Here is a 26774-nt window from a genome sequence, read left to right as displayed (position 1 = left end):
CCGAGGAGCCGCAAGAGTCCAGCCAACAATCTCGCGCTCGCGCGGGCTGGCGGTCGCGCCTATCCCGCTATCGCCGGACTGCCCCCCCGAGACCGGCATCTATGCCAGCATCGCCCCACTGATCGCCTACGCCGTGTTGTCATCGCCCGATGACAGGAGGTCGAGGGTGCCGTACGCAAGCAAGGCCGCCACCACATCTGGTGCCTGAAGGAGGCGGACAGCCAGTCTGATCGTAGTCCGCGAAACGGGCTCAGTGCGTCTGCTCGACCCGAACTATGCTGCCGCGCATGCTTTGTTTCACTCTGCGGCCGGGACGGTGCGTGGATCGAGCCGCAGCGACTCGGGCGTGACAGCCCGTTCGGCCGGCAGTGTCCTGAACGCCCCCTTTGCAGCCTGCGATACCGGAGCGCGGCGGCTGATACGCAGGAGAGCATATGCGGCGAGCACTGCGTGAGGGAGGGCCGTTGCGAGGAACAGGCTCTCCGGTCGCATCTTGGTCATCACCGCGGCTCCCAGCATCGGCCCGACAATTGTGCCGAACCCATAGAATAACAGCAGACCGCTCGACACCTTGACGAACTCGTCCGGGCGGGCGTGGTCGTTTGCATGCGCCACTGCGACCGAATAGAGGGTGTAGGCCAGGCCCCCGTAGGCTGCGGTGGTGACAATCACGAGTGCCGCCGATCGTGGCTGGAGTACGAAGATGAGAAGTCCGAATGCGGCCGCTCCGACCGCCGCGCCCGCCAGCACAAAGCGGCGGTCGGTGATGTCGGACAGCCGACCCGCGGGAAACTGGAGAGCGGCACCGGCGAGCACAACTACGCTTGCCATCAGTGCAATACCCGCGTTGCCAATTCCGATGCGGGCACCATAGACGGCTCCGAGCGTCCCCCAGGCTCCGTTGGCAATACCTGTCATGAGGCAGCCGACCAGAGCGATCGGGGAAGTAGCATAAAGACCTTTCAGATCGAGAGTGACATCCTCAAGCGGTTGCGGTGTCACTGCCGATGATACCGCCGTCGGGATCAACGCGAGGCAGAAGAAGATCCCCGCGACCATGAACAATGACGCGTCCCCGATGTTGCCTATGGCGACAATCATCTGGCCGGCCATGATCGAGACATAGGACACGATCATATAGAGGCCGAAGACGCGGCCGCGGTTGTCATTGGTCGCCTTCTCGTTCAACCAACTCTCGATGACCATATAGGCGCCGGCCATGGCGAAGCCTGTGAAGGCGCGCAGAGCGATCCACACATACTGCTCGATTATCAAACCCGTCAGCAGCGCGATGATTGCACCAGCCGCTGCAAAGGTGCCGAACGCACGGACGTGCCCGATCCGACGGACAAGCCTAGGTGCGAAGATGCAGCCGGCGACGAAGCCGCCCGCCCAGGCAGTTCCGAGCAGGCCAAGCGACGCTGTCGAAAAGCCCTCCGCCTGCCCACGCAACGGCAAGAGCAAGCCATGCAACCCTGTCGCTGCAAGCAGGAATCCAGTGCCGCGAAGAAGCGACAGGATCGGGCGGTAGCCGATAGGTAAGAGGTAACCCAGCATCTTCCGATCGGGCTCAACAGACTTGGCACCCACACTAACTGGCCGCCGGCCGCCCAAAGTCAACACATGAGCTATACATAAGTGCGCAAAGAGGGCACGTTATTGTCTTATGAGAAGCACGCAGCCTGAACCTCGCGCCACCTCAAGGGCATGGTTTTGAGGTATGGCTGGGCTAATCCGATCCTGAGCTATCGCGGTCCGTCACCCTCAGAGCCTGCACGCTGACAGCCGCAACGAGCCCAGTCAGCACAATCCCTGCGAAACCGATCACCAATGACAGCAACCGCGCCGAAACATGTTTGGGCGTAAAGTCGCCATAGCCGATAGTGAGCCCTGTCACGAAGGTGAAGTAGAGGGCCTCGTCGATCCGCCAACTCTCTATGCGCCAGATCATAAGCCCGGACCCAACCATGACCAGGAGAATCCCCGACAGGATGGGCCAGACCACACGAAGTTGCTGGACGAGCGCCAAGAAGAACAGACGCCTCATTTGCCTTGCTTGCGGCTTGTCGCGTGTCTTTGCCGACATGATCTCCGACCTTTCTGCTGTTCACGGTCAGGAACGCCGCCGATGGTCACGTTGACTTCACGGTATAGCCGGCGGCAGGATGTACAGCGTCATGGCGAAGATTATGTATACCATCAACACGAGGACGCCGACGAACCATGCCGACCGTCCGCTGTTCGTGACGAACATCGCGGTTAGGGTCGCGATTAGCACCATCACCACGGCACCCGGCCAGAACTGCAGGTCCATCGGCGACGGGCCGACCAGGTAACTCAGCAGCACCAGTACGGGTGCAACGAACAAAGCGATCTGGGAAGCGCTTCCCAGCGCGATCCCCACGCTCAAGTCGAGCCGGTTCTTGCGCGCGCCGGAAAACGCCGAGGCCATTTCGGCGGCGCCACCAACCAGTGCGACGACGATAAAGCCGACAAAAGCAGGGGTCATCCCCAAAGCTTCGGCTGCCTTTTGAACTGACTCGACGAAGATCTCGCTGACCAGGGCCACGAGTACTGTGACACCGACCAGCGTGGCCAGGGCCAGTCTAATCGGCCACGGTGCTTCACCTGCTTCGGCATGCTCCGCCGCGGCAAAGACCTCACGATGTGTACGGAGCGAGAACAACAGGCCTAGTCCATATCCGACGATCAGCAGAACGGCCAGGCCAAGGCTGAGCTTTTGGGTGACCGCTGCAGTTGAGGTCGAGTCCACTTCTGCGACAGCCGAAGGCATGAGGAGGGCGATTGTTGCCAAGAAAAGCAGACCCGACTGAAGACGCGCGCTGGCTCTATTGAATTCCTGGAAATGGTATCTGAGTCCGCCGAGCAGAAACGAGGCCCCCAGCATGAACAGCGTGTTGGTGACGATCGCGCCGGCAATGGATGCCTTTACCAACGTGTACTCTCCGGCGCGCAGGGCGGCCAGTGCGATGACCAGCTCGGTCAGATTTCCCAAGGTGGCATTGAGTAGCCCACCGGCGGCATCACCTGTCTCGGCGGCTACGGATTCGGTAGCGTGACTGAGCAACCCCGCCAGCGGTACGATGGCAAGCACCGACAAGACAAAGAGCGCCGTGTGGGCTTCGGGAGTGAACTTCGCGGCGGCGAACACCACCGGCACAGCGACCAGCAACCAAAGCATGGGGCTTTGGCGAATCTCCGTCAGAAGGGGGCTCAACTGTTCACTCCTGTTCGGTCGCCCAGACGGATCGGTGTTTGCCCTGACAATGCACCTGGCTACGGGTAGCGATTATAAGATCCGCCGGCGGATAACCGAAACTCACACCATAGCCGCATTTGACGCCCTCGATGATACCAGCGCTCGACGAGATAGCAAAGCGTCGTGCGCGATCTTGTTCGGCCGCCCGGCATGGCGGGCTCAGGTTTTGGCCATACGACCTGCAGATATTGCTCCGGCGGGCAGCTCTGCTGCTGCGAAACGTAGAAGGCATAGACCTCGATCCGGATGTGGCCGAATCGATCGGCTTGGTTGCTGGCGAACTGAACCTGCCACGGTCAGAAGTGCTACAGACCATCCTGCGCGACTGGTTGATCACTGGTGGCCGGCTACCAGTCGATACGATCGACCTGAAACCGCGCTTGAAAGTGTTCCGAGTGCGTATGCAAGGCATCGGGCTGACCTATCGCCGAAGAGCAACGGGGCGTGAATGTCATACTTCCAACAGAATACTACTGTTTCTTGGTAGCCAGCCAAAGGTGGGGCTTTTGGGAGGAGACTCTGACCATGAAACGCTATTTTCCGATTGCACTCGCAGTTGCGATTATCGGTTTGACCGGCCACGCAATGGCGGAGGAAGTGGACATGTCGAAGCTCACCTGCAAGGAGGTGACTGCTATGCGGCCCGCCAAGATTGCTCGCGTTGCCATGTGGGTGAACGGCTATGTCCATGGCAAAGCTGGCAACGCCAAAATCGACACTGACAAGACAGATGCCAATGCAGAGAAGATCGCTGCTTATTGCAAGAAGCACCCCGACGCCACGGTGGCGAGCGCGTTAGAGGCGGTCGCCAAGATGTAGCAGAAGATTAAATGAAGCCTAGCCGACGGGCGCCTGGACTCGACGGCCCGGTTAACCGGTGTCGGACCGGACCCTGTTCAGGAAACGCACTGGCGGGCTTCCCTGTGACGACCCGGCTACTCGCGCCCTTATACCTTGATGGGACTTAAGCCACTGATTGAATTTGCTGAAATGTGGTAGAGGGACACGAACCCAGAACCAACCTTCTCTGCATGATCAACATCCGCTTTGCGCCGCAAATCGGACGCAGAGACGACTTTTGTCGATTCCCGAAAGCAGTCATCGTCGACGACCAAGTTGAAGTGCCCCAGGACCAGATATTGGCAGCTTCGATGCGTAGGTCGATGCGCAGGTAATCCTCATCCGGCTGGAAGCTATCTTGTAGCGGAACAGGCATTATCGGCGCGGCTCAACTGTTATGGCCGCTGTGCTCTTTAGGCAGATCATTGGGGGGCAGAACGCAAGGCACTGTCAATCGGGCGATTGGCGTGTAACAGTATCTGCTAATATCCTTCAGGCGGTAAGCAAGGCTCCCCTCAAACGGCGGGATGTCTGTTGGGGAAGAGGCCGAATGCCAAGCTTAGTCGAAATGGACCTCGTGAGCCGTCTAGGGGACGCCAACCGCAAAATAGTCGAACTGGAAATCGCAAAGGCCACTGCAGCGACTGAACTTGATAAACTTTTAGCCGAAAACCAGCGCCTACTCAGAATAGGTGAGGAGCGCACAAAGGAACTCGCAATCCTCGGTAGTGTCGGCGAAGCAATGTCGAAGACATTGACGGCAAAGACGGTGACTCGTATTGTCGGTGATAAGGTGCGAGAAATATTCGGAACCGACGTCACTGAAATCCTATTGCACGATGAAGCCTCTGGTTTGATCAGTGTCCCCTATTCGTTTTATCGAGACTATGTGGAGGTCGAACCGTTCCCTTTGGGTGCAGGATTGACTTCCCAAATTATCCTCTCGGGTAAACCGAAGATTCTCAACACCTTCGAGCAAGCGGTTGAACTGGGTGTCATTGTCCTCACCGAAGATGAGCGGTCCGAATCCTACATCGGCGTGCCGATCATCGCCGGAGACAAAACTCTGGGCGTTGTGAGCGTGCAGAGCTACAAAAAAAACGCGTTCAACGAAGATCATGTCCGTCTGTTGCAGGGGCTCTCATCGAGCATGGGCGTGGCCATCGCCAATGCTCGTCTTTTCGATGAGACGCAGCGCCTGCTGAAAGTTTCGGAGGAGCGCGCAAAAGAACTCGCGATCCTCAACAGCGTCGGCGAAGCAATGGCCAAGACGCTGAACGTCAAGACCGTCACTCGCATCGTCGGCGATAAGGTCCGCGAAATATTCGGAACGGACGTTACTGAAATCTTGTTGCGTAGTGATAGGTCTGACCTGATCACCGTACCCTATGCATTTTACAAGGGCTATCAGGATCCCGAGCCATTTGCGATGGGCGAAGGGCTTACGTCAAAGGTCATATCGTCAGGCAAACCATTGGTATTGGGTACGACTGAGCAACACGTTGCTCTGGGCGCGCTCATACCTACCGAGGAGGACAGGACCGAATCCTACCTGGGCGTGCCGATCATCGCCGGTGACAGAATTCTGGGTGTAGTCAGCGTGCAGAGCTACGAGAAGAATGTCTTCAATGAAGATCATGTGCGTCTGTTGCAGGGGCTGTCATCCAGCATGGGCATCGCCATCGCCAACGCCCACCTGTTCGATGAGACCCAGCGCCTGTTGAAAATGATGGAGGCCCGCAACGCTGAACTGGCCTTCGTGAATGGCGTTCAGGAGGTGCTCGTCTCCAATGTGCAAATGCAGGCGATATATGACCAGATCGGCGATAAGATCCATGAGATATTCGACGCCCAGGTGGTGGATATCGGACTTTTCAACCCGGACGACAACCTCCTGCATTTCCCCTACGCGATCGAGCGGAACGTTCGCTTCCCCGATGAGCCGATCCCGCTCGTTGGCTTTCGCAAGCATGTCTTAGAGACGGGGCAGCCATTGCTGCTCAATGAGGGGATCATCGCCGCGACCGAGAAATACGGCAACCCGAGCGTGGCGCAGGGAAAGGCGCCGAAGTCGATCCTGTTCGTACCGATGATCATCGAAGGACAGGCCAAGGGCGTCATCTCGCTGCAAAACCTTGATCGTGAGCACGCCTTCAATGAATCGGACGTGAACCTGCTCACGACGATCGGCAATGCGACGTCAATTGCAATTGAAAAGGCGAGGCTCTTCACCGAGACGCGGCGCTTGCTGAAAGTAACAGAGGACCGCGCAGCAGAACTAGCCATTCTCAATAACGTCGGCGAGGCCATGACGCAGTCGCTGGATCTGGACACGGTCATTCGCCTCGTAGGCGACAAGGTGCGGGAGGCCTTCGGCACCGAGGTCAGCGAAATCTTGTTGCACGACAGCGAATCCGGCCTGATCCATGTCCCTTATGCGTACTTCAGGCAATATAGAGTAATTGATCCATTTCCATTCGGCATCGGTGTAGCGTCCAAAATTATAGAAACAGGGCGGCCGTTGGTCTTTCAGACCCTCGCGAAAGGAAGAGAGATTGGCGCGTACTTTCCAAACGAAGGAGACAGGACTGCATCTTACATAGGTGTACCCATCAAGTCTGGCGAAAAAACGCTGGGGGTTATCAGTGTACAGAGCTACCTGGAGAATGCGTTTGACGAAAATGACGTACGCCTTCTGCAGACGGTCGCCTCCAACATGGGGGTCGCCATTGCCAATGCCCGCCTATTTAACGAAACACAGCGCCTGCTACGAGTGACCGAGGCCCGCGCCGCCGAGCTTGGTGCTATCAGCACGGTCAGCCAGGCGCTGATTGCGGAATCCGAACTCGAAAGCACGATCCAGCTGATCGGCGACCAGATGCAGGAAATCTTCGATGCAGATATCGTCTATGTCGCTCTGCTCGACCCGGAAACCAAGCTAATCCATTTCCCCTATCAGTTTGGCGAGGCCTTCAATACGCTAACCCTCGGTGAAGGGCTGACAAGCAAGATCATAGAAACTGGCCACCCGCTGCTTATCAATCAGGATGTTGCAGAACGCGGTGCTCAGATCGGGGCCACCCCCGTCGGCAAGGATGCCTTGTCCTATCTGGGAGTTCCGATCAAGACGGCGCAAGGCACGCTAGGAGTGATCAGCGTGCAGAGCACTACCCGGGAGGGCATATTTACCGACGACTCGCTCCGCTTGCTTTCCACCATTGCCGCCAATGCCGGTGCTGCCCTGCATAACGCGCAGCTATTTACTGAGCTCAAACAGCTATCCCTTGCGCTGCAGCAAGCAAAGGAGGCGGCCGAGGCGGCAAATGAGGCGAAGAGTTCTTTTCTGGCGACCATGAGCCACGAAATCCGCACACCAATGAACGGCGTGATCGGAATGAGCAACTTGCTGCTCGGTACAAACCTTGACCCCGAACAACGCGAGATCAGCGAGACGATCAGCCACAGCGGGGAGGCGCTGCTAACGATCATCAATGATATACTTGATTTTTCCAAAGTTGAGGCTGGCAAGCTGGAGCTCGATCCAAGACCCTTCGAACTGCGGGAATGCCTTGAGAGCGCGATTGACCTCGTAGCCTCCAAGACCGCGGAGAAGGGGCTCGACCTTGCCTACCTGGTGGAGCCCGGTACTCCCGACGGGATTGTCGCAGACAGCACGAGGCTGCGACAGATCTTGCTTAACATCCTCAACAATGCCGTGAAATTCACCGAACGAGGTGAAATCGTACTATCGGTGATGAAAGTTCCGCACGCAACTGAGGGTGCGGGCGCAGCCCACAGCGGAAGCGCGGAGGGGTTGTCCACCCTGCAGTTTTCAGTACGCGATACCGGCATCGGTATTCCCGAGGACCGATTGGATCGCTTGTTCAAGTCATTCAGCCAGGTAGATGCCTCGACGACGCGGCGCTACGGCGGGACGGGGCTAGGGTTGGCGATTAGCAAACGCCTGGCAGAACTGATGGGTGGGCAAGTATGGGTGGAAAGTGTTGAAGGGGCGGGTACAACATTCTTCTTCACGATCCGCGCCGCCGCTGCGCCCGCTCCTAGGCAGGCGCAAATGTCCGTGGCCAAAGTTGAACTCGCGGGCAAACGGTTGCTGATCGTGGACGACAACGCAACCAACCGGCGAATCCTATCTCTGCAGGCCCAATCCTGGGCCATGGTGCCACATACAACCGAATCGCCGCTTAACGCATTCGACAGGATTGCAAGCGGCCAACATTATGACGCCGTCGTGCTCGACATGAACATGCCAGAGATGGACGGTATTGAACTGGCCAAACGATTACGTGGGCTTGGTCAAAGCGGTGATCTGCCATTGATATTGTTGAGTTCCCTCGTACCCCTTGATGAGAGGAACAAGGCGGACATCGAAAGCATCAAATTCGCGGCCATGCTTCCCAAGCCGATCAAGCCCTCGCCACTCCTCAATGCTTTCATGTCAGTCTTTGCGGAGGCTCCTGTGCGACCCGCCCGGACCGATCAGCCGAAGGGACCGGCCCTAGATAGTTCGATGGCGGAAAAGTTTCCGCTTCGCATACTGCTTGTCGATGACAACAACACCAATAGAAAGCTTGGCTTCAAAGTGTTGGAGCGCCTTGGTTACCGACCGGACCTGGCAATCGACGGCCGGTCGGCGGTATCTACATACACGCAAGGCAGCCACGACGTCATTTTGATGGATATCGAAATGCCGGACATGGACGGTCTTGCGGCGACAAGATTGATCCGGGCGTCTGGTATCCAGGATGCGCGTCAGCCGTTTATCGTGGCCCTCACCGCCAACGCCATGGCCGGCGATAGGGAAAGGTATCTGGACGCCGGCATGGACGACTATCTCAGCAAGCCGCTACGCGTCGAGGACCTCATCGCCTCGTTGAACAAGGCGGTAGTGTCTGGTGGGCGCAGACCCGCTGGCGCAGCAAAGGATTTCGCGGTGCCCGGCACACCAAGCGGTGAAGAGGCAAATTAGGCGGCTGGCGCAACAACCCCCGGCTCCGTGGCGGCATTGTTTTCGAATTATGAGCTATCACTAAATTAGAATTGCTGCGACATTTAGCTTCTTGAGCACAAGGGGACATTGATAATCTCGGGAAGCGGTTCGATTTTCGATATCACTTCAATAACAAACGGGAAAAGTTCGCGGTCACGGGCTGAGGAGCCAGGAGATAGCGGCGCATTTGGGGGTCGTTTTGGCTATCGAAAGAGAGGCGCTTGCAAAGCTTCGCGAGCTTGTAGGTGGCGAGGAAGCCGATCTGGTAGAACTGGTGGAGTCCTTCCTCGAAGAAGGGCCTTCCATCATGCAAGACCTGCAGGCTTCTGTTGCGGCCTCGGATTTGGCTGCCACCCGCAGGGCCGCGCATTCTCTCAAATCCAATGCCAGGGACATGGGGGCTATCGACCTCGCCGAAATCTGCGCTCGACTGGAGCGGCGCTGCGAAAGTCGGGAACAGCCGGATTTGCAGCAGATCGACAGCGCGCAGGACGCCTTCGACTTGGCTGTCACGGAGCTTCGAGAGATTTTCGGTCTGGGAGGACGTCGTGCGTAACCCTGGCAAGATCCTCATAGTAGACGACTCCCGGACCATAAGAATCAAGCTCAAGAAGTCGGTCGAAGCACTCGGACATCAAGCCGAGGCGGTTGAGAGTGGCCGCGAGGCTCTCGACCGGCTTGCTGGCGAAAGCTTCGATCTCATTCTTCTCGACATTATCATGCCCGTGATGGACGGCTTCGAGGTGCTCAAGAGCCTCAAGGCGTCGTCCAGGACGCGGGATGTGCCGGTCATCGTGATCTCAGCGCTCGATGATGAGATGAGCAGCGTCGTCAAGGCGATTGAGCTTGGTGCCGAGGACTTTCTGCCCAAGAACTTTGAACTCGCTCTCCTCAAGGCACGCGTTGCGACCTGCATTGAGAAGAAAAGACTCCGCGACGTTGAAACGGAATATCTGCGGCAGGTGGCCAAGCTGACCAGGGCGGCCGCCACCCTGGAGACCGGGCGGTTCAATCCTTCGAAGCTCGGCATCCGCGATGTCGCAGGCCGTACAGATGGTCTCGGCAAGCTCGCCACGGTGTTCGCGACAATGGCTCAGAAGGTCTACGAGCGCGAACGAAAGATGCGGCAGAACATCCGCACTTTTCGTGGCGCTTTACTGCTGCTGGCATGTGGCGGGTTATGGGGCGTGGTTGTGCCGCTTTCCAAGATGGCTTCGCTCGTCGAGGCTCATCCGGTCGGACTGGCAATCCTTATTGACATTATTGGAGCTGTGTTCTGCATTGGGATAAGCGTGAAGCGTAGGACAATGCCGAATCTCAAGGGTCTCACGCGGGCGGAGTGGAAGTTCATCCTTGGTTTTGCGTTTATCAGCTCCGTGATCAACCAGGTCCTTGTGTATTGGGTGGCAAGCAAGCTTCCAGCTTCTATCGTCTCCATTGTCATCGTACTCGAGGGATTTGCAGTCTTTTTGTTCGCCGCCCTGATGCGGACCGAAGCGCCGAATTTGAAGCGTTTTTTAGGGCTTGGTTTGGGTCTCGTCGGCATCTGCATCATACTTCTCTACGGAGAGCCCGGGGAAATGGCCACCAGTTGGCTGTGGCTTGTCATTGCCCTTGTAATCCCCGTCACTTACGCGACCGAGGATATCTACCTCTCGGAGTCCAAACCCGCCAATATCGATAACGTCGCGCTTTTCGGCATCACGCTCGTTGTCTCGGTTTTGATGCTGATTCCGCTTGCCGTCTTTTATCAGGACTTCATACCGTTCGATCTCTTGACCGGTCGGCTTGGCGTCATCGTCGTGCTGATGGCTGCCGCCGGCAATTTGGCGATGCTGCTCTTCATCCTGTTGATCTCCAGCACAGGTGCTGTCTTTGCCAGCCAGAACGCCTATGCGGGGACAGCAGCCGGCATAGGCTGGAGTATGCTTTTGCTTGGAGAGGCGATACCGGCTGTGACATGGGCCTCTCTGGCACTGGTCGTCGTTGGTCTCCTGATGGTCGAGCCCAAGCAGGAGGCTGAAGAGGAACCCCCGCTGCTTGACGACTCGCTGGAGGAATTTGTCCCGCGGCTCGATCTGATGCCGTCACCGACGGAATGAAAGATCGGACTACGATCTCGACCGCGGCCGACACGGCTCGTTCCGGGTGGCGCGAGTTCTTCCATGGTAAAAGCCGGGAAGGCTTGGCTATCGGTCGTCATTCGAAGGCCTCTTCCAGGGCTTTACGCGTCCATTTCCAATGGTTCGTGCCGTGGCTGATCGTGCCAGATGACTTGCCTTAAATCGCGCCGGTCGACCGTTTGCCCACATACCGGGCACATGTGAAAGGGGTCAATATCATCCTTTGGCTGATCGCCATGGCGTCGGCCAACGATGGGCGGCCCGAGTTCCGAAAGCTTCGTCATGGACGCTCGAACCACCGACCACGGTAAAGGTTCCGGAACTATTTTAGCTAAAGCTTATTTAATGGTGAGTGGGGAGCATGATCGCCTATTCGACAAAGAGCTACGGAAGCCGGTATTTTTGACCCGTCCGAATTGGCCTTGTTAGGACGAGTTTTCGAGCAGCTCAAGGTCGCCGACCAGCCGACTCCTGCGAGGGACGCACTCGCGTCTCGGATCATCGCGAATTACATGGCCGGCGTGACTGACGAGACGGAGTTGGTATCGCTTTCAAAGCAGCCGTTGGGGCGTTAGAAGCGCCGCTCCGGCGCGTTTCACGTATTGAAGAATGGCCGGTGCGGCTGGGCTATTTTGAGATGCTGGCGGCCACACCGGCCACTGCGGGATCGGGCGTTTTTTTGGGATCTTCCCCCGCGCTGCCTAAGTTATGAGCATATTAGCAGCTGCGCAACTAAGACTATCGGCGGCACCAGGCCAAGCGGGACGTGGCACGGAAATTGCGGCGGCATCATCATATCAGGGAGGAGTGAAAAATGATGCGTCAAGATGGAACAACAGCAGCGCCAAAAAGGGCAATACGGCGCGTGCCAGAATGGCGCTTCAAGAAGAGGACGTTTGAGGTTCCGTACCTCATGAAGCTCGGCAACATCAGCCGCCAGGAAGCGCTGGCTTTGATCGCTAGCCATGGTGGAGACAGAGACGAAATCACTGCCGAACTGTTTTCGCGGAGAGGTCGATCACAATAGCTTGGACCCTTGAAATAGCGACAGAGACAAGGAATATAATCCTTATATCAGCCGCCGGAACTGGTAGCTAGAGGAAAAGGCGGGAATCATATTCCACTCCTATCAGCGTAGCCCTTGGGTACGCGAAGTACAATATGCGGATTGTTTGTCTTTGAGGACTGGTAGCGGGAGAGGGACTTGAACCCCCGACCCCAGGATTATGATGCTTGGGCGTGACTTTGATTTTGTTGATGAAATCGCCTGTTTGTCGCGCCTATGTCGCACTCAACCCAAAAGCGCGCGTTCGGCTGCAGCCATTTCGTCAGCGTCATCACCGCGCGGGAACAGGTGCCCGTAGACGTCCATGGTCATCACAATCGAGCTATGGCCAAGCCGTTCCTGAATGACCTTTGGTGGACGCCCGAGCCCGCCGTCTTGCGGCCGATTGATCAACCATGATGCGTAGAAGTGGCGGAGCGCATGCATGCCGCCATACTTGGCCAGCATGACAATGTTCCGGTCTTCGTCGGTCCCATCGCCCGCAACCGTCACCCCGGCCGCAACCTGGGTCGGGAGGAAACCGCGCTTGGTGATATTCGAGCGGCTTTCGATATTGCCGCTTCCTGTCGGGAAGACATAGTGCAATTCCCTGACCGGATTGCCCGCGGCATCGTTGCCGGTGAGACGACGCGGGCAGGCGAGCTTCCACTCTCGCAACGCATTGATCACAGCCGGCGGGACCGGAATCGTTCTTTCTCCCGCCTCGGACTTCGGTCGGCCGATCTCACCATAGTCATCCGCCCGCTGGTGCACGCTGATCTGCGCACGTTCGAAATCGACGTCCTGCCACCGCAGGCCACGCAACTCGGATGACCGCATACCGGTAAAGACCGCAGTGATGAGAAGCGGACGCCACCGGCCTGTTGCCCCGCCGACGATGGCCTTGATCTCCTCGCGTGTCGGTATGTCGATCCCGATCTTGAGCTTGCCTTTCTGGCGCTTGTCGGCTTGACGCTCTTTGCCTCGGCGACGAGCACCGCGCAGATCTCTTACTGGGTTCCGGGTAGCGAGGCCGCGTTCTTGCGCGTCCGAGAAGATCGATCCGAGCGAGCCCAGCACCTTCCGAACCATGGCCGGCGAGCGACCGTTCTCGCGGAGCTTGTCGGCGAATTCGCGTACCGCTGGCACGGTGAGATGCGAGAGCAGGGCTGCACCGATGAAAGGTTCGATGTGAAGCGTCAGATGGCGCTTGCGCTGGTCGATGGAGGATCGCTCGAGGCCTTCCTGCTCACCAGTTGCAATCCAGAAAGCTCCGGCCTGTTTGACCGATATGCTGGCGCTGTCAGCGACGTGCGAGCCATCGCGGACCTCGACCTTGGCAGTCGCGGCGAAGGTGTCGGCGTCCTTTTTCTTCGCGAAGGTTTTCAGCCGGCGCACGCCTTTGCCATCGGCATAGTCGACCACCCAGGCGGTTTTCTCTTCGCCCTTGCCGTTCGTCCAGGTGCGCTTGCGGATGCTCATACCCTGTCCTCCTGCTTGTTTCTCTTCCGCATCGCGGCGACCCGGCATCGGTCGGAGCAGTAACGGGAGTGCGATCTGCGACCTGTCAGTGGGCCGGTGAGGTAGAACTTTTTGCAATGCGAGCATGAGGTAAGCGCCGCCCCAGATTCATGCGCGAGCGCTACTTCCATCGCCATGAAGCCCAAGAGAGAATCAGGCTGCAGCACCAATCGGCCGGCCGCATCCGGACCATCGAATTCAAAGGTCGGGATCAGATGCACATTCTTAAGAAAGTCATTGGTGCTGAGGGCCTTGTCCGATGTATTTTCGATGTTCGTTGAGAGCGCAAGGCCGACGGTGAACTGATTGGCCAGATGGTCCATTTCGGCGATATGAACTTCCGCCTTTCTGATTGGCATTCCAAAGCGAGATAGAAAGGCGCCATAGGCGGCTGGCTCATTGCCGCTTTCGAAGCAATTGATGAAGTGTAAGACGATCGGGTTTTCAAGATTCGCAACGCGATAGGTCACATCGTCGAACCGATCTGATCTTTCAACAAACAGGGTATCTCCGGAAACGTAGACATGCACCTGGCCGTTTGGCAGTGTGTCGGTAACCTCTCCATAGACCCCGTACTTGGTGTCGACCCCATCCAGGCACCGCCGCCATTTCAGCCGAACTGGAATCATTGAACGTCGCCCTGTTGTTACGCACTTTTCTGAAAGACCGTTATATGGTGAGTTACAGCATAGCGCAATCCACTTCCGCTATGTTACGTTCTTTCCCATAAGTTACGGACACGGAGCCGGCAATATGGATGATGGTGAGATTGCAATAGACCTCGTGTGGGGCGCCGCCGAGATCGGCAAGGAGATCAACCGAAAACCCCGGCAAACATTTCACATGCTGGAACAGGGCCTGCTCCCTGCCCGCAAGGTCGGCAATCAGTGGGTCGCCGAACGCGGCAAGTTGAGGGCGTTCTTTCTGGGAAAGGAAGCCGCATGAACGCCAACGACAACAAAGGCGCTCGCCCGGCCTATATCCTCGGAAGAGACCCTGAAGGCGACCTCTGCAATCACAAGCGCACAGCCGATGCGGCCACGCATATCCACGCTGGATTGCGAGAGGTGCTGAACCCTGGCAGCGACTTCCTCGTCGGCAGTCTGCACAGAAGCAACGCCTATCATAACGGACTGACCAACATCGAGACCCAGATCGCTATCGTCCAAGCGCTGGCGCTGATGCAGATCGATATGACCCGCCGGATATCCGACATGAACATGGACCCGGATGATGATGAGGATATGGGAGGCGCGGCATGATCAGCGCTTCGTTCAAACGGTTTTGGCCGGCGGATCGTCTCGAACGGCTCAAGGCTTTACAGGCTGCCGCCATCAAGGCTGGTTTTCGTTTCGATGCCCGCAACGGCGGCGACCGGAGAGTCTTTCTCTCCTACCTCAGCTTCACCAACGGTGAGCAAACCAGAGCATTCTGGGACATCGCAGAAGCCGAGCGCTGGCTACAGGAGGGCGGCAAATGACCGACCTCAGCCCGCCAGAGCACGAGACCAGTGCCATCGTCGACGAGGCAGCCGCTTGGTACTTCGAGAACTTCCGCACTTGTGAGCGACCTATCGTGCCGGCGCTTCGGCAACGGTTCGGGATGAGCAATCATCAGGCGATTTGCGCTATCCGCCAGGTCACGTTGATGAGGGCGCGCGCCGCATGATCTCCGCAGCGAAACGCAAGAACAGCGAGACCGCTTTCAACCCATCCACCGGCGAAGTGATCGAGGTCGAAGAGACGGAAGGCTGGTCGGGCCAGCGCCGGAAGTTTACGCGCCACGCGTCGTCGTTGCTTTGGGATATGCCCGCGTCTGGTAAGCAGCGGTTTGACGCATTCGATGCCTGGCATGCCATGGCAGCCCAGGTGCTGCACGACGAAAGAGCCAGTTTCCAGGTCATCGCGGCTTTCAAAATCCTATTCAATTGGAAGACCGGCGACATCATCGCGACCGACGCCAGGTTCACCCGATATTGCGGCGGCTGCTCCGAAAAAACAGTCAGCCGCATTGTCGGAATCTATGAGGATCTCGGCATCATCAAGATCGACCACGGGTGGCGTGTTGTTGATGGCCGGCGGGTGAGAACGAGGACCATTCGGCTGGCCGCTCCCGAGACATTGCCGCCTGTCACCATCATCCCGGATAGAGCTTCCGATACGGACCACTGTGGTCCAGATGGAGGTTGGGAATGAACCCGTTCCATACGGACCACTGTGGTCCAAAACATACGGACCACATGTGGTCTGTTCACCATAGAAGAGACCATACCGCGCTTTTCACCGGAGGTGATCATGCAGCTTGAAATGATCTTCGACGCGCAGCCGACCGCGACCGTGATTTCGTTCCCGTTGCACCGCCGCGCCGACATGGTGCGTAAGATCGCAACTGCATTGAATGCTCGCTCATACCAGGCGGGTCAGCGCTACTGGTCGCTGCATGTGGCGCAGGAGCGGAAGAAGCTCGAGCGGCAAGGTTTCAATCCGCAAGAGATTGACGCCGAGATCAGTCGCTACGCCACCGCGATCAGCCGCATCCTTCATCTTCAAAAGCAATATGGCTCGACGCCGGATAGTGCCGCATGAACGAGGGAGCGAGCGTGCCCGTCCGCGAAGCGGAACGGTGCGGGGGTGTGGGGCCTCAGGCCCCACGTCTTCCTTCTGTTGGCGCTAACGCCGTGCGCGCGAGGGCATTCGCCGCCGCAGCCGCATGGATTGATCAGGCGCTCGGGTGCTGGGCTGAAGCAGCCGAGCGCATGCCGGAAGAGCGCTTCCTGGCAGAGCACCAAGCTGCGCACGACGCGCCTCGCTCGCCGTCGGGTGACCTCGTTTCCGCGGTGCTTGAGCGTGAATGGTGGCGGCGCTACCCGGATGGCCGCGAATGACAGCCCGGCGCCTCGACCCCGCCGCCGCCTGCTCAGTCGAGATCCATCGTCTGACCTACTTCGACCGAGGACTTATAACCGTCGATCCATTCGATGTGGCCATCCGTCCCGAACGGATAGGGGTTGTCGTCCCTTTCCATCCCCATGCGAGCGGCGACGACGCCTCTTTCAAAGGCTCTCGAAGCAGGCGGATTGGCGAAATCGATCAGTTCAGTCTGGTTCGGGATCACGAAACAACCTCGCTGTGCTGGTTTGAGCTGCGTGACATGGTCGGAAGGTCGAGACGAATGACCGTCCTACATGTTGCTACACCGCGGCTCTGGCGGTCGCGGCGTATGCGGACGGATTTTGCGTGTCGGCCAGTTGTTGACGATCGGCTGGCGATCAAGCTTGTCCGTAGTCGCGCTTGCTTCCGCGAACGTGGCCAGCGCGTTCTCGACCTTCTCGGCCGCAGCGTCGGTGCTCTCGAACGTGCGCAACAAATTCTGCCGCAGCAAGTCGAGTCTTGCGGCGCGGTAAACCGGGGCACTTCTGGCAGTTTCGGGGTTCATGTTCGGGGTCATAGCGCAAACTCCCTCAGCCAATCGGCCCGGCTCTCGCGATCGAGCAGCCGGGCCATAGGGCTAAGATCAGTAGTCGTTGTTGTTGTCGTCCTGCTGGATGATGACGTGGCGATGCCGATGCATCGGACGGTCGATCGAGCCCGTGATGATGACTGCATCGCGGCCGCCGTGATGCCGGCGCTGCCAGGCACGATGGCCCCAGGCACGCTGGCCATTGTCGTAAAAGGCCTGCTCGCCATGGTGGCGGTGATGGAGACGCTGTCCGTCCCGATACATACCGTCGCCATAGTCGTTCCAATGATGGCGGTGATGTCGGTGGGTCTGGATGACGATGGCTTCATCTGCCGAAGCTACGGCAGGCGCGGCCAAGCAAAGCGCCAACGCACTCAGAATCATGAGTTTCATTTCGAATACTCCATGTGTTGCCCTCACGGGGTAAACATGGCGCGACCGCTTTGGTTCCGCCTGCCACGGCGTGGCGGTGACGCATGAGCACGCCCGACCGTCTGTGCGAGCATTGCAGCCGAAGCCTTGAGGGCAAGCGGGCCGACGCTCGCTTCTGCTCGGCTGCCTGCAGGGTGAATTCTCATCGCCAGGAGGTCGGTCGCGTCGATGCGGTCAGCTCGGGTTTCGTCATCGACAAGGCGATGCGCGAAGCCCTGATCGAGTCCGACCGATTGAGCCCACAAGACGAACACGACGCCGCAAAGGTTCGCGCCGCCTTCGCCGAGATGTGCCGGCAGTTCGCAGACAAGTTCGCCTAAGCGTTACAGCGCGTCCGGTTACGCTTCCAGCGTGTGGGTTAGAATGCTTGCAGATCGAAATTTCCTCACACCGGAGCGCCGAATGCTTGCCCGCCTGAAAGTAGCCGAACCTGACGTGTCCCATTTTAGGCGAGCGCTGAAGCTTCCGCGCCCGAGTGCTGAATACCTCGCCGCCGAACAGGTTTCCCGCAGGGCGTCGTCCGATCTGCGTCACCTGACTGAACGTCGTGAAACGCTGAAGCTCGAAGCCGGCGTCGAGAATCCTGGCCGCGAAAAGCTTTCAGATCACACCTTGCGCGCCATGCTCGACGATCTGGAAGCCAAGATCACCGCAGCCCAGGTTCATGACCGCGAAGCACGCGCCGAATTCGACATGCAGAAGACCGCGTTTCGAGAGCACGTTCGAATGAGCCTAGCCGCCGACATCGAGGGCCTTGGCGCACTCATCAATCGCCACATCGACCAGGTTTTTGAATTGCTCGACATCGCCGGCGCCCTCAGCGCCGAAGCCCGCGAACAACGCGTCGAGATGCCCGGGCTGATCAGCGACGCAGCGGCCGCCAAGCGGCTGATCGAATCGGTCGCCGTCACCACCATCGCCAAAATGACCGCCGGCAAAGGAGCCAGAGCATGATCGGACACAAGCCAAAGCAGGTTCGCGTTGTGCGGCTCAACGGTCAGCAGGCACGAAAGCCGGTCATCGACTGGGGAGAGAAATACGCAGCCCGCCAAAAGATTCGCAATTTCGATCGCGCCGGCTTCAACGAGCACAACAGCCCCATGGTAGCCAAGATGAAGCGGGCCTATTTCCGCACCTATGGCGAGAAGATCTGACGCCATGGCAACCCGCAAGCCTGTCATCGTCGACCCGCGGCAGGCCGAGATGCACAAAATGGACGCCGAGATCGCGCGCCTCAAGGAATTGGTGGCGCACAAGCGGGAAGCTATCGCGGCCGACGAACGCCTGCACGCGCTGGACCAAGACTGTGAGCTACAGAAGCGCACCAAAGGCGAGATCCGCAAGATCGAGAACTTGATCGCGGAGCAGCAAGACAGGCGCTTCAAGACCGAGATCGGCGAAACCTTGGCCGCGCCGAAGAAGACGGCGGCACCGGTCGATCATCGCGCCTGGGACATCGACGAGAATATCCTTCGAAGCAGCGAGCCAAAATATCCGGCTCTCGTAAGAGGCAGTTCGGCCGACAAGGACGACGTTTTCTCCCAAGCCTACCTTGCCATCAAGGTCTACTACGAAGCTCTGGTAATGGACTATTTCCGGAAGGATGGCTTCCATCCCGACAACCGAGTCCCCTTTGACTTCGTGACGTCTCTGCAGGGCGAAGTCATGGCGAACTTCCGCTGGTATTCGGACCGATGCCAGGCTCTCGAAGCCCGCGTCGCCGAACTCGAGAGCAAGCCATCAGTCGAATATCGAGGCGTTTGGAGGTCCAACGAGGAATACCGGCGCGGAAATTTGGTCACTCATGACGGCTCGATGTGGCACGCGGAGATCGTTTCCAACGGCCTGATACCTGGCGACGGAACAGCAGCATGGAAGCTCTGTGTGAAGAAGGGCAAGGACGGAAGACCATGACCGAAGCAGCCAGCGACAACAACAGACCAAGCATCGATCCGAACAGCATCGAGAGCTTCCACCTCACCGGCAAGGGTCCGCACTGGAACTTCAGCAACGACGTGCTGCGGGCGACCATGCGCGAAAGCATGCTGCTCTTCTACAAATCGGAAGATCGCCTTCCCGATGATCGAGAGACCCTGTTGCTCTGGGCAGCGGTGCAGCGGTGGCACGGTGTCCCCGAGCAGAGCCTCATGCCGGAGGAGATGCGTCGGCAATGACCATCACATCAAGACCCCTCCGGGGGAGGTCGAGACGCCAGACCCGAACGGACCCCGGAACCGCCTCGGGGTCACGGAGACTCCACGTGCGCGCGCCGGTGAATGTCTAGAAAATCAGGAAGGGTGAATTTTCAATGGCAAAACGGGGCCGACCAACACGAGCGACTGCATCGGCAAGGGCGCTTAAGGGCGTGGACATCGATGCTGTCGACCCGTTGATCGTGCTTAAGCAGATCGCAAGCGACACGTCAGCACCGGCGTCGGCACGTTTGGCGGCCGCAAAGGCCTTGCTGGCACAGGGCGGCCGCAAGAAAGACGGCGGCGACGGGTCCGAAAATGATCGGATCTCCGAGCGCGCGTTGACACTTTTGAGGGGCGGCAAGCGATGAGAACGGGCGGCGAGAACGCCAAGATTCCGATCGTTGCCGAGCACAAGGGTGTCGGCCTCCACGATTGCCAGGACGAGACGAGGCTTGCCCTGGTGCGGCGAGAGATCGACAGCGTGTTCGACCTTCACGACATCACCTTGCTGGTCGAGATTTGCGCCGATCCTACATGGTCACCAGAAAGCCGGTTGCTTGCCGCGGCAAAACTGAAGGCACGGCATCAGCTTGCTGCTGAGGACAGGAGGTCGAGGCCTCTGTTCGACATGGCCTACATTACTGCCTGCGTCGGCTCGCTCGACTCACAGTATTGGCGCTCACCAACGCATTTCGGCTCGCTCCTGGAGCCCGGCCGCGGGCCTCACGAACAGGGTCCGGTGCCCCGCGACGTGCTGCTGGAGGCAAAATGGCCTTCATAGCCCCACTCGTCGGCGCCGCGGTCGGCGGTGGCCTGCTCGGTTCCATTGCATCGACCGCCGTTGGTATAGGCATCAATCTGGCGATCGCCTATTTCTTCCCGCAGAAGATCAAGGGGCCGCGCGCCGAAAGCCTGAAGGCGCAGACCTCTCGCTATGGCGAACAGCTTGCGCGCTGGCATGGTGCGATCCGCACCGCCGGCGCTGTCATCTGGCTGAAGGGCGATCACGTCGACGAGCACGTCAAGACGGAGAGGCAGGGCAAGGCTCTCGGCCCGGAGGTGACGACCTACAGCTACACCGCGACCTTTGCCGTTGCCTTTGCGTGGAATGGCCCGGCAACCGGCGTGACGCGCATCTGGGCTGACGACAAGCTTATCTATGACGTCTCCGCCGATGCGCTGCAGTACGCCATCGATCATGGCGGCAAGGGCGTGGGTGTCGCCCAAGGCGCCACGGTCACGGTCTACCTTGGCACCGACGATCAGGAATCAGATCCAGACATCGAAGCCGACCGTGGCGCGGGCATGGTGCCGGCGTGGCCAGGTATCGTCTATGTTGTCATCAAGAACCTGCCGCTCGACGAGTTCGGCATCCGCATCCCCAACATCGAGGCCGAAATCCTCAAGGGTGCGAACCGGGCTTTCCTCAGCACAAGCCTTGAACCGGACGGCAACGCAACGTTTCTCACCGATATCGCCAGCGATGTCGTGGCGATCGGTGATTATGCAGGCGAGCAGTTGTTCATCTACGCAATGCCGGCCGGGACGCTTCGCAAGACGGTTGATCTCGGCTTTGGGCCAAGCGGCGTTTTCATCTCGTCGCGCAATGACATGCTGGTCGGCAATGTTTCTGCCGATGAGGTCTACGTGTACGACGTTGCGACCGGCTCGCAGCGGCAGGTTATCACCGTACCGCGTGGACTGCCGCACTCCAGTTCCAATTGCTCTGCTGAAATATCCTTCGGTGGCGCCTCCTATGTTTTGATGGCGAGGGAAAACAAGCTCTCGCTGCTCAGCAACATCGGCAGCGGCTGGACATCGGCGATATGGACGAACACGCTGAGCGCAGAGCCAGAAATGCTGACCTGCGGACCTGATCGATTTTACTGGAGCGCGGGCGATTCGAACGATCTTCACTATTCGTCATGGGATAGCCTGGCAGGCCCCGCGGTCGACAATACGCTGACACCACCTGGATTTACCGGCACGACGATCGTCCGCGCCATCTTCTACGACGACGAGTCCGACAGCGTCATCGTGTTCTCGAACGCGGGCCATATCCTGGTCTATTCGGCGGACATGGGGACGCTGCTGCGCTCCATCACCGATGGTGGCTGGAGCTCGAACGGGCAGCCGGATCAGTTGCTTTCGCGCCGCGCGCGCGGCGCGTCGAACACGCTCACCTTCGCAGCCCCGGAGGACAACCGGATCGTCGAGTATCGGATTTCCGATCTCACCAAGCTGAACGAGTATGAAAGCCTGTCTACGTCCAGCACCTGGGGCGTCGACACAAGCGGCCATTTCTCCGGTGTGTCAGCCGATTTTAGCGTCATCTGGCAGCCGCTTGAGGGCTACCTCCTGTTCCTCCCACGGGCGGCCCGTACGCCTGTGCCGCTTGCCGACGTGCTTGAAGAAGAATGCGCGCTGGCCGGCCTAGCCTGCGACGTTTCACATCTCACCCACGAAATCATGGGAGCCTGAAAAATGTCTGGCGTTTTATCGTTTTTGTCGTCGCGCACCGACCCCGAAGCCATCATCATGATGACCGATGGTAGCTGCTACGACGATGACGGCGTGCTTCTGGACATCCGGCGAAAAGTTGCCGTTTCGGAACGCCTGCCCCTGGCTGTTGCCTTCCGCGGCAATCTTCCCTTTGGGGTGCTTGTCTCCCAGCAGATCATCAGCGCGGCCGAGGAGCTTGGTTTCGACGGCATGCTGGCTGATCTCGCCGAGGTGCTGCCCATGTTCGCCAAGTCGCCAGACCTCGAAATCCTGATCGCAGGCCTCTCGGAGACCTCTGGGCTGATGCACCGGACTTTCGCGAACAAGCAACTCATCGGTTCCAAGTCTCCGGCTTTCACCTTGATCGATCCCGGCCCGGTTCATTGGGGCCTCGCCAGCGAGACTCTCAACCCGATCAGTTTGAACGACATCGGCATCCCGGCGCCGGCTGAAGGCCAGACAGTGCAAGCCTGGCTGACCCGATACGGTTTGAACATTTTCGATTTCCACCGGCGCATGCGTGTTCCGATCGACCCGACCGACCCCGCCACCGACCGGCAGCACCTGATCGGCGGGATTTTGGACATGACCGTTGTAAAGCGCGGCACCGTCTCGACACGAATTCTGCACCGTTGGCCAGACCGGGTTGGCGAGAAGATCGATCCGTACCTTTCCGCGATGTGCGAGGCGGCCTGATGCCCGTTCCAGAGATCGGCTTTATCCCGCGGATACATGCCGTCTCCGTCGGCGCTGGCCACTTCGACCTGACTCGTAGGGATGGCCTACGAGCCTGGCTGAAAGCAGGACCGTCACCGGCCGAGACCTTCGAAATTCACCCGGACGATATCGCGGCTTTGGACGCGGCCATGAGGGAGGAAGCTGATGCCGCTTAGGCTCAATCAATTCATCGGCTTCGGCGCGCATCGGCCGTCGCATATCGCGGCCTGGCAGACGAACGCCCAGCCAAGCACAAGCCCGTCCGGTAACAACGCCGGCTGGAACGGCTACACGCTGCGCATGAGAATAAACGCCGCCGGCCTTGCCAACGGTGGCGGATCGAAAGTCCGTGTCACACTGCAAGCGGGCAGCTCGGCCGGCTTCACCATCGATGGATGCTATATCGGCGCCGGCGCGTCGACGGGTGATGTAGAAGACTTCGAGACGACGCCAACGCAATTGACGTTCAATGGCGGCAGCGCTGGCGTCACCGTGACGACTGGCAATTCGATCGTGTCAGACGAGATCGCGTATTCGGTCGACATCACCAAGCGTTTGATCGTTTCGATGCACTTCAGCGCAACGTCTGCCGTTGGAATTGGCACCGACATAAATTGGCGAAGCCACATCAAGAGCGGTGTTAGCGAGGCGGCAACCGTGGACGTGACGGGCTATTCATTGGGCTCCTCAACCTACTGCCTCAGCAAGGTCGAATCCTTCGTGTGAAATGCGGTGGCGCGCGGCCACAGGGACACGCTTCGTTGGAAGCGCACGGCTCGGCGGTGGCACTATTATCCTACGCTGATAAATGGCGGGCATCCGGTCACCGCATAGCTCGGCGTCGCGAACGTCCCGGTTCCGGTGAAATAGCGGCAAAAATATCCGTTTCCGACCTTCTCCTGATAGATGAGAATGCCGCTCGATGTCGCGAGCATCGTACCAATCGCCACCGCCGCCGCCAGCAGTATCAGTATGCCCAGAGTGGCGATTGTTTTTAGCATCCTGACAAAACAATCGCGCCAGTTGAGCGCAAACGCAAGCCGGCTCCACTCCGGGGAGCCTTGTGGAATCGGCCTAGCCAAACCCCTGAAATTCCGGAAGGAGGGTTGTCGGGAAAATCGCTCTCAACGCCATAGATAGCAAGGCGTTGCGGGGCACAAAAAAACCGTGCAATTTTGTGATAGTTTGCTAACCGGCGATTGCCAGACCGACGGCTATTCCTAGGCCGATAGCGAGGCCCATGACGATCTTCACGGCCAACTCCATGGCGAAGATACGGATGGGGATCCACACGTCGCTGCGGGGCTCTCTGAGGGCGCTGGAAAGGTCGTCAAACACCGAGTCCATGCCAAGATTCTAGATCGGATTTGGCTAAATCCATGATGGCGTTATCGCACCAGTGCTTAGCGACTGCTAATTTAGCCGGAGGAGCCATTCTTGCGCGACCACGAACTCGTAGAGCGACCGGGCAAGGGCTGGACACGATGGGCCGAGGGCGTCGGCGAATACGAGATCGAGCGCATCTGGTGGCAGGCCAAGGCCTTGCACTTCCCCAAGCTCAACGTGTCGGTATGGTTCGACGGGTCCGAAATGGTCGGGATCGAGCACTGGGGCTTCCGCGAGCCGAAATGGACCATGCGACTACCGCCGTCCGATTGGCAGCCCATGCCTGCCGGCTACAGGGCGGCGGCAGAGAGCGCTTGGCAGGAATGGAGAGCAGGACAGCGGCCAAGGGAAACGGGCGCTCTCTGGTGGCCATAGAAACCGTCCCGCCTATCTGTAGAGCTGCGCCTCGTTTCGGAATGCTTTGTCTACAAGGGTGTTATTGGCAAACCCTCCATCGACGTCGACAATCTCTAGGCTGATGGGCTTCTCGCCGGCCGAAGGGTCATCAGGGTCTTTGGTGTTGTCCTGCTTTTGAACCGGACTGTTAACGAACACGCTCGCATAGCCATCGGGTTTTAGTTGGGTGTGACCGTTGATCTTGGCCTGGTTGGCGATGCAGTCGACGATCGCCATGTTGAGCAGACGGCGATCAGGATCCGGCGTTGGGTTGTCACCCTTGAAGCAAGACGGCGTCCCGCTTTCTTTTGTCGGCGCCTGAGACTTGTCCCCGACAAGCCCGTTCGCGATCTCGTATTTATAGACGTCATATCTGGAAGCCGGGACAGTGGTGGTGCCGGTGGGGTTGGTGGCGGCAGGGACGTTGGGGTATGTCGTGCCGTGATTGGTCGACCAATAACTGGACCAAAAGCCTTGCGCAGCAATCTGATCGGACATTCCTTTTGAGTCGACATAGTTGCTTCCGGGAGGGAGAGGCAGCGCCGTTCCATCCGTAACGGGGTCGTATTTGTTGCAGCCGGTCTTCTGGCCCTTGCGAACATTGCTCGCCGGGCGATAAGCCCAGTTCTTGTTCTGCGAACTCAATGAGCCGCTATAGAGATCGAACCGGGTATTCAGTCCGCTATTGACCTGGCCCAAGGTGACGCCGGTTTTAGTGGTGAGCGCATCGCGATTGTAGCAGGTGCCTGAGGTGCCCATCGCTATGGCGTCACGCAGCGAACTCAGGTTGTTGTCGATCAATCCGAAATTGCCGGGACCAGGGTTGGAGTCCACTTTCAGAATGCGGAATTCCCGACTGTAGGTATCGCCCGAGGCGAACGCCTGTTGGATCGTCTTGCTGGTCAGGGGGTCGCTTGTCTCGAACGGGTTGCACATGAAGATCGGCACGGTTTCGCAGATCGACTGAACGAACCCGGCCACGGCCTGTGGCTGAATGTCGATGGTGTCGGCGCTGCCAATCATGCTTGCCGGAAAGATCGTTGCGAAGGCGCCGGCACCATCAGCCACGCCGGAAGCGTTCACCGTCACCTCGGCGAATTGTACCGCCTTGGGATCGGTGCTTGCCCAGTTGACGCCATTGGCGTCGACGCCGGCAATGGTCAACGTGGTGTCGTCGCTGGCAGGTATTCCGGTCAGATAGGTGATTGTCACGTCAGACAGGGCGAGCGTGTGATTGTCCGCCGTGGAAAATTTGGTTGTGTTGCTGAGAAGATTCGTCGCCGCCCGGTTCGCTCGGTCGATCGAATCCGCCCTGCCATCAAGTTCCGCCGCGGCGGCAAGCGCAAGCGCATCGATGCCCTTCTGTAGATCGTTGTGGAGGCTGTTGGCCCGGCTCATGTCGATGGCAAGAAGCGCGAAACCGATCAGAACCGGAAACATGATGGCGACGAAGATCATCGCTACGCCGCGTTGATCGTTCCAGAATTTGCGCAAAACGAGAACCACCCCAGTCCGCGCCCTTCTACTTCTCTCCACAGTCGATACAAAGATGATTGCTCCAACGCCAACGGACAATCAAAGCTTAAAAGCCCCCATGGGACCTTTGCGTAAGGAGCGCAAGACCTTGGTCCCGCCATGAATGAGCCTGAAGTCGTCCATCCCTTCGGGCGCGTGAAGCATCTGCGGGGCGAAGTATGAGCAAGGGTTGCGCTAACTGCATGGCACGCGAGCAATGGAACATTAGAGCATTCTAATAGTTGTTTGGTTAGCAGGGGCTACCAACATCCCCGGCAAGTCCCCATCATCCCTAAGGGACGGCCCGCCGCTGCCGTGAATGGAGCGGCGGGTTCTTAAAGGTTAGGGGAAC

At 58.6% G+C, this 26774-nt stretch carries 33 protein-coding genes; 22 read left to right on the top strand and 11 right to left on the bottom strand.

What is annotated here, in order from left to right:
• Positions 1 to 297: 297 nt before the first annotated feature.
• The 3 genes from AC1DYW_RS27615 to cax form a co-directional block, all read right to left on the bottom strand.
• Complete coding sequence (locus AC1DYW_RS27615; protein WP_477228334.1) at positions 298 to 1557, bottom strand: MFS transporter; 1260 nt, start codon at positions 1555 to 1557, stop codon at positions 298 to 300.
• A gap of 172 nt (positions 1558 to 1729) precedes the next feature.
• Positions 1730 to 2086, bottom strand: coding sequence for a potassium channel family protein (locus AC1DYW_RS27610; RefSeq protein WP_095081969.1), 357 nt, complete (start codon positions 2084 to 2086; stop codon positions 1730 to 1732).
• A gap of 57 nt (positions 2087 to 2143) precedes the next feature.
• Complete coding sequence (gene cax, locus AC1DYW_RS27605) at positions 2144 to 3238, bottom strand: calcium/proton exchanger (protein ID WP_477228303.1); 1095 nt, start codon at positions 3236 to 3238, stop codon at positions 2144 to 2146.
• 567 nt (positions 3239 to 3805) lie between these two features.
• Between cax and AC1DYW_RS27600 the strand changes: the two genes are divergently transcribed.
• From AC1DYW_RS27600 to AC1DYW_RS27580, 5 genes are all read left to right on the top strand, one after another.
• Entirely contained in the window at positions 3806 to 4099 is a 294-nt protein-coding gene (locus tag AC1DYW_RS27600) for an HdeA/HdeB family chaperone (RefSeq protein ID WP_457155595.1), read from the top strand.
• A 571-nt stretch (positions 4100 to 4670) separates the two neighbouring features.
• Complete coding sequence (locus AC1DYW_RS27595) at positions 4671 to 9110, top strand: GAF domain-containing protein (protein ID WP_477228302.1); 4440 nt, start codon at positions 4671 to 4673, stop codon at positions 9108 to 9110.
• Between the two features lie 220 nt (positions 9111 to 9330).
• Positions 9331 to 9687 carry an Hpt domain-containing protein gene (locus AC1DYW_RS27590; protein WP_477228301.1) on the top strand — a complete coding sequence of 119 codons (357 nt, stop codon included), beginning with the start codon at positions 9331 to 9333 and terminating at the stop codon, positions 9685 to 9687.
• Positions 9680 to 11233 (top strand): response regulator, encoded by a 1554-nt coding sequence (locus tag AC1DYW_RS27585; protein WP_477228300.1) that lies wholly within the window; start codon positions 9680 to 9682, stop codon positions 11231 to 11233. The genes AC1DYW_RS27590 and AC1DYW_RS27585 overlap by 8 nt, the downstream gene beginning before the upstream one ends.
• Before the next feature lie 835 nt (positions 11234 to 12068).
• A complete protein-coding gene (locus AC1DYW_RS27580) occupies positions 12069 to 12281 on the top strand; it encodes a hypothetical protein (RefSeq protein WP_477228299.1) in 213 nt (70 codons plus the stop codon).
• Positions 12282 to 12545: 264 nt separating this feature from the next.
• Here the strand turns inward: AC1DYW_RS27580 and AC1DYW_RS27575 are convergent, their stop codons facing one another.
• Both AC1DYW_RS27575 and AC1DYW_RS27570 read right to left on the bottom strand, forming a co-directional pair.
• A complete protein-coding gene (locus AC1DYW_RS27575; RefSeq protein ID WP_477228298.1) occupies positions 12546 to 13781 on the bottom strand; it encodes a tyrosine-type recombinase/integrase in 1236 nt (411 codons plus the stop codon).
• Positions 13778 to 14449 (bottom strand): hypothetical protein, encoded by a 672-nt coding sequence (locus AC1DYW_RS27570; RefSeq protein ID WP_477228297.1) that lies wholly within the window; start codon positions 14447 to 14449, stop codon positions 13778 to 13780. Before AC1DYW_RS27570 ends, AC1DYW_RS27575 begins: the two co-directional genes overlap by 4 nt.
• A 124-nt stretch (positions 14450 to 14573) precedes the next feature.
• Between AC1DYW_RS27570 and AC1DYW_RS27565 the strand changes: the two genes are divergently transcribed.
• The 6 genes from AC1DYW_RS27565 (at position 14574) to AC1DYW_RS27540 (ending at position 16405) form a co-directional block, all read left to right on the top strand.
• Entirely contained in the window at positions 14574 to 14765 is a 192-nt protein-coding gene (locus AC1DYW_RS27565) for a DNA-binding protein (protein WP_477228296.1), read from the top strand.
• Entirely contained in the window at positions 14762 to 15082 is a 321-nt protein-coding gene (locus AC1DYW_RS27560; protein WP_477228295.1) for a hypothetical protein, read from the top strand. The genes AC1DYW_RS27565 and AC1DYW_RS27560 overlap by 4 nt, the downstream gene beginning before the upstream one ends.
• Positions 15079 to 15300: a hypothetical protein gene (locus tag AC1DYW_RS27555; RefSeq protein ID WP_477228294.1), complete on the top strand. Its 222-nt coding sequence runs from the start codon at positions 15079 to 15081 to the stop codon at positions 15298 to 15300. The genes AC1DYW_RS27560 and AC1DYW_RS27555 overlap by 4 nt, the downstream gene beginning before the upstream one ends.
• The gene (locus tag AC1DYW_RS27550) at positions 15297 to 15488 is read left to right on the top strand and encodes a hypothetical protein (protein ID WP_477228293.1); all 192 of its coding nucleotides are present in this window, start codon (positions 15297 to 15299) and stop codon (positions 15486 to 15488) included. The genes AC1DYW_RS27555 and AC1DYW_RS27550 overlap by 4 nt, the downstream gene beginning before the upstream one ends.
• Entirely contained in the window at positions 15485 to 16015 is a 531-nt protein-coding gene (locus tag AC1DYW_RS27545) for a hypothetical protein (RefSeq protein WP_477228292.1), read from the top strand. Before AC1DYW_RS27550 ends, AC1DYW_RS27545 begins: the two co-directional genes overlap by 4 nt.
• Before the next feature lie 99 nt (positions 16016 to 16114).
• Entirely contained in the window at positions 16115 to 16405 is a 291-nt protein-coding gene (locus tag AC1DYW_RS27540; RefSeq protein ID WP_477228291.1) for a DUF6074 family protein, read from the top strand.
• Positions 16406 to 16736: 331 nt separating this feature from the next.
• On the opposite strand, the gene AC1DYW_RS27535 is transcribed toward AC1DYW_RS27540, so the two are convergent.
• The 3 genes from AC1DYW_RS27535 to AC1DYW_RS27525 form a co-directional block, all read right to left on the bottom strand.
• On the bottom strand, positions 16737 to 16934 hold the full coding sequence (locus AC1DYW_RS27535; RefSeq protein ID WP_477228290.1) for a hypothetical protein: 198 nt from the start codon (positions 16932 to 16934) through the stop codon (positions 16737 to 16739).
• A 66-nt stretch (positions 16935 to 17000) separates the two neighbouring features.
• Positions 17001 to 17267: a hypothetical protein gene (locus tag AC1DYW_RS27530; RefSeq protein WP_477228289.1), complete on the bottom strand. Its 267-nt coding sequence runs from the start codon at positions 17265 to 17267 to the stop codon at positions 17001 to 17003.
• Between the two features lie 66 nt (positions 17268 to 17333).
• Positions 17334 to 17672, bottom strand: a complete 339-nt coding sequence (locus AC1DYW_RS27525; RefSeq protein ID WP_477228288.1) for a hypothetical protein — start codon at positions 17670 to 17672, stop codon at positions 17334 to 17336.
• Positions 17673 to 17755: 83 nt separating this feature from the next.
• Between AC1DYW_RS27525 and AC1DYW_RS27520 the strand changes: the two genes are divergently transcribed.
• The 10 genes from AC1DYW_RS27520 (at position 17756) to AC1DYW_RS27475 (ending at position 23851) form a co-directional block, all read left to right on the top strand.
• Complete coding sequence (locus tag AC1DYW_RS27520; RefSeq protein ID WP_477228287.1) at positions 17756 to 18031, top strand: hypothetical protein; 276 nt, start codon at positions 17756 to 17758, stop codon at positions 18029 to 18031.
• Positions 18032 to 18113: 82 nt separating this feature from the next.
• Positions 18114 to 18665 carry a hypothetical protein gene (locus AC1DYW_RS27515; protein WP_477228286.1) on the top strand — a complete coding sequence of 184 codons (552 nt, stop codon included), beginning with the start codon at positions 18114 to 18116 and terminating at the stop codon, positions 18663 to 18665.
• Positions 18662 to 18865: a hypothetical protein gene (locus tag AC1DYW_RS27510; RefSeq protein WP_477228285.1), complete on the top strand. Its 204-nt coding sequence runs from the start codon at positions 18662 to 18664 to the stop codon at positions 18863 to 18865. Before AC1DYW_RS27515 ends, AC1DYW_RS27510 begins: the two co-directional genes overlap by 4 nt.
• Positions 18866 to 18869: 4 nt before the next feature.
• Positions 18870 to 19625, top strand: a complete 756-nt coding sequence (locus tag AC1DYW_RS27505) for a hypothetical protein (protein ID WP_477228284.1) — start codon at positions 18870 to 18872, stop codon at positions 19623 to 19625.
• Positions 19622 to 19885, top strand: a complete 264-nt coding sequence (locus AC1DYW_RS27500; RefSeq protein WP_477228283.1) for a hypothetical protein — start codon at positions 19622 to 19624, stop codon at positions 19883 to 19885. The genes AC1DYW_RS27505 and AC1DYW_RS27500 overlap by 4 nt, the downstream gene beginning before the upstream one ends.
• A 191-nt stretch (positions 19886 to 20076) precedes the next feature.
• Complete coding sequence (locus AC1DYW_RS27495) at positions 20077 to 20274, top strand: hypothetical protein (protein ID WP_477228282.1); 198 nt, start codon at positions 20077 to 20079, stop codon at positions 20272 to 20274.
• Complete coding sequence (locus AC1DYW_RS27490) at positions 20271 to 20687, top strand: hypothetical protein (protein WP_477228281.1); 417 nt, start codon at positions 20271 to 20273, stop codon at positions 20685 to 20687. Before AC1DYW_RS27495 ends, AC1DYW_RS27490 begins: the two co-directional genes overlap by 4 nt.
• A complete protein-coding gene (locus AC1DYW_RS27485) occupies positions 20675 to 22387 on the top strand; it encodes a YncE family protein (protein ID WP_477228280.1) in 1713 nt (570 codons plus the stop codon). Before AC1DYW_RS27490 ends, AC1DYW_RS27485 begins: the two co-directional genes overlap by 13 nt.
• 24 nt (positions 22388 to 22411) lie before the next feature.
• Complete coding sequence (locus AC1DYW_RS27480) at positions 22412 to 23104, top strand: hypothetical protein (RefSeq protein ID WP_477228279.1); 693 nt, start codon at positions 22412 to 22414, stop codon at positions 23102 to 23104.
• Between the two features lie 186 nt (positions 23105 to 23290).
• Entirely contained in the window at positions 23291 to 23851 is a 561-nt protein-coding gene (locus tag AC1DYW_RS27475) for a hypothetical protein (protein ID WP_477228278.1), read from the top strand.
• Between the two features lie 65 nt (positions 23852 to 23916).
• On the opposite strand, the gene AC1DYW_RS27470 is transcribed toward AC1DYW_RS27475, so the two are convergent.
• The gene (locus AC1DYW_RS27470) at positions 23917 to 24207 is read right to left on the bottom strand and encodes a hypothetical protein (protein WP_477228277.1); all 291 of its coding nucleotides are present in this window, start codon (positions 24205 to 24207) and stop codon (positions 23917 to 23919) included.
• Between the two features lie 106 nt (positions 24208 to 24313).
• Positions 24314 to 24472, bottom strand: coding sequence for a hypothetical protein (locus AC1DYW_RS27465; RefSeq protein WP_477228276.1), 159 nt, complete (start codon positions 24470 to 24472; stop codon positions 24314 to 24316).
• A gap of 90 nt (positions 24473 to 24562) precedes the next feature.
• Between AC1DYW_RS27465 and AC1DYW_RS27460 the strand changes: the two genes are divergently transcribed.
• Positions 24563 to 24886 carry a hypothetical protein gene (locus tag AC1DYW_RS27460; protein ID WP_477228275.1) on the top strand — a complete coding sequence of 108 codons (324 nt, stop codon included), beginning with the start codon at positions 24563 to 24565 and terminating at the stop codon, positions 24884 to 24886.
• Between the two features lie 12 nt (positions 24887 to 24898).
• On the opposite strand, the gene AC1DYW_RS27455 is transcribed toward AC1DYW_RS27460, so the two are convergent.
• Positions 24899 to 26365: a TadE/TadG family type IV pilus assembly protein gene (locus tag AC1DYW_RS27455; protein ID WP_477228274.1), complete on the bottom strand. Its 1467-nt coding sequence runs from the start codon at positions 26363 to 26365 to the stop codon at positions 24899 to 24901.
• Positions 26366 to 26774 lie beyond the last annotated feature (409 nt).

This window comes from Mesorhizobium sp. P2_D5, assembly GCF_056404355.1.
Note: the sequence above shows the minus strand (reverse complement) of the source record. Positions and strands in the feature narration are given on the sequence as shown.

What these genes read in the sequence shown, in the direction of transcription:
- AC1DYW_RS27510 (WP_477228285.1), top strand. Translation starts at nt 18,662, where the DNA reads ATGATCGGACACAAGCCAAAGCAGGTTCGCGTTGTGCGGCTCAACGGT.
- AC1DYW_RS27545 (WP_477228292.1), top strand. Translation starts at nt 15,485, where the DNA reads ATGATCTCCGCAGCGAAACGCAAGAACAGCGAGACCGCTTTCAACCCA.
- AC1DYW_RS27455 (WP_477228274.1), bottom strand. Translation starts at nt 26,365, where the DNA reads ATGATCTTCGTCGCCATCATGTTTCCGGTTCTGATCGGTTTCGCGCTT.
- AC1DYW_RS27580 (WP_477228299.1), top strand. Translation starts at nt 12,069, where the DNA reads ATGATGCGTCAAGATGGAACAACAGCAGCGCCAAAAAGGGCAATACGG.
- AC1DYW_RS27520 (WP_477228287.1), top strand. Translation starts at nt 17,756, where the DNA reads ATGAGCACGCCCGACCGTCTGTGCGAGCATTGCAGCCGAAGCCTTGAG.
- AC1DYW_RS27550 (WP_477228293.1), top strand. Translation starts at nt 15,297, where the DNA reads ATGACCGACCTCAGCCCGCCAGAGCACGAGACCAGTGCCATCGTCGAC.
- AC1DYW_RS27570 (WP_477228297.1), bottom strand. Translation starts at nt 14,449, where the DNA reads ATGATTCCAGTTCGGCTGAAATGGCGGCGGTGCCTGGATGGGGTCGAC.
- AC1DYW_RS27595 (WP_477228302.1), top strand. Translation starts at nt 4,671, where the DNA reads ATGCCAAGCTTAGTCGAAATGGACCTCGTGAGCCGTCTAGGGGACGCC.
- AC1DYW_RS27615 (WP_477228334.1), bottom strand. Translation starts at nt 1,557, where the DNA reads ATGCTGGGTTACCTCTTACCTATCGGCTACCGCCCGATCCTGTCGCTT.
- AC1DYW_RS27515 (WP_477228286.1), top strand. Translation starts at nt 18,114, where the DNA reads ATGCTTGCCCGCCTGAAAGTAGCCGAACCTGACGTGTCCCATTTTAGG.
- AC1DYW_RS27490 (WP_477228281.1), top strand. Translation starts at nt 20,271, where the DNA reads ATGAGAACGGGCGGCGAGAACGCCAAGATTCCGATCGTTGCCGAGCAC.
- AC1DYW_RS27485 (WP_477228280.1), top strand. Translation starts at nt 20,675, where the DNA reads ATGGCCTTCATAGCCCCACTCGTCGGCGCCGCGGTCGGCGGTGGCCTG.
- AC1DYW_RS27540 (WP_477228291.1), top strand. Translation starts at nt 16,115, where the DNA reads ATGCAGCTTGAAATGATCTTCGACGCGCAGCCGACCGCGACCGTGATT.
- AC1DYW_RS27600 (WP_457155595.1), top strand. Translation starts at nt 3,806, where the DNA reads ATGAAACGCTATTTTCCGATTGCACTCGCAGTTGCGATTATCGGTTTG.
- AC1DYW_RS27565 (WP_477228296.1), top strand. Translation starts at nt 14,574, where the DNA reads ATGGATGATGGTGAGATTGCAATAGACCTCGTGTGGGGCGCCGCCGAG.
- AC1DYW_RS27530 (WP_477228289.1), bottom strand. Translation starts at nt 17,267, where the DNA reads ATGACCCCGAACATGAACCCCGAAACTGCCAGAAGTGCCCCGGTTTAC.
- AC1DYW_RS27560 (WP_477228295.1), top strand. Translation starts at nt 14,762, where the DNA reads ATGAACGCCAACGACAACAAAGGCGCTCGCCCGGCCTATATCCTCGGA.
- AC1DYW_RS27555 (WP_477228294.1), top strand. Translation starts at nt 15,079, where the DNA reads ATGATCAGCGCTTCGTTCAAACGGTTTTGGCCGGCGGATCGTCTCGAA.
- AC1DYW_RS27500 (WP_477228283.1), top strand. Translation starts at nt 19,622, where the DNA reads ATGACCGAAGCAGCCAGCGACAACAACAGACCAAGCATCGATCCGAAC.
- AC1DYW_RS27610 (WP_095081969.1), bottom strand. Translation starts at nt 2,086, where the DNA reads ATGTCGGCAAAGACACGCGACAAGCCGCAAGCAAGGCAAATGAGGCGT.
- AC1DYW_RS27575 (WP_477228298.1), bottom strand. Translation starts at nt 13,781, where the DNA reads ATGAGCATCCGCAAGCGCACCTGGACGAACGGCAAGGGCGAAGAGAAA.
- AC1DYW_RS27475 (WP_477228278.1), top strand. Translation starts at nt 23,291, where the DNA reads ATGCCGCTTAGGCTCAATCAATTCATCGGCTTCGGCGCGCATCGGCCG.
- AC1DYW_RS27525 (WP_477228288.1), bottom strand. Translation starts at nt 17,672, where the DNA reads ATGAAACTCATGATTCTGAGTGCGTTGGCGCTTTGCTTGGCCGCGCCT.
- AC1DYW_RS27465 (WP_477228276.1), bottom strand. Translation starts at nt 24,472, where the DNA reads ATGGACTCGGTGTTTGACGACCTTTCCAGCGCCCTCAGAGAGCCCCGC.
- AC1DYW_RS27505 (WP_477228284.1), top strand. Translation starts at nt 18,870, where the DNA reads ATGGCAACCCGCAAGCCTGTCATCGTCGACCCGCGGCAGGCCGAGATG.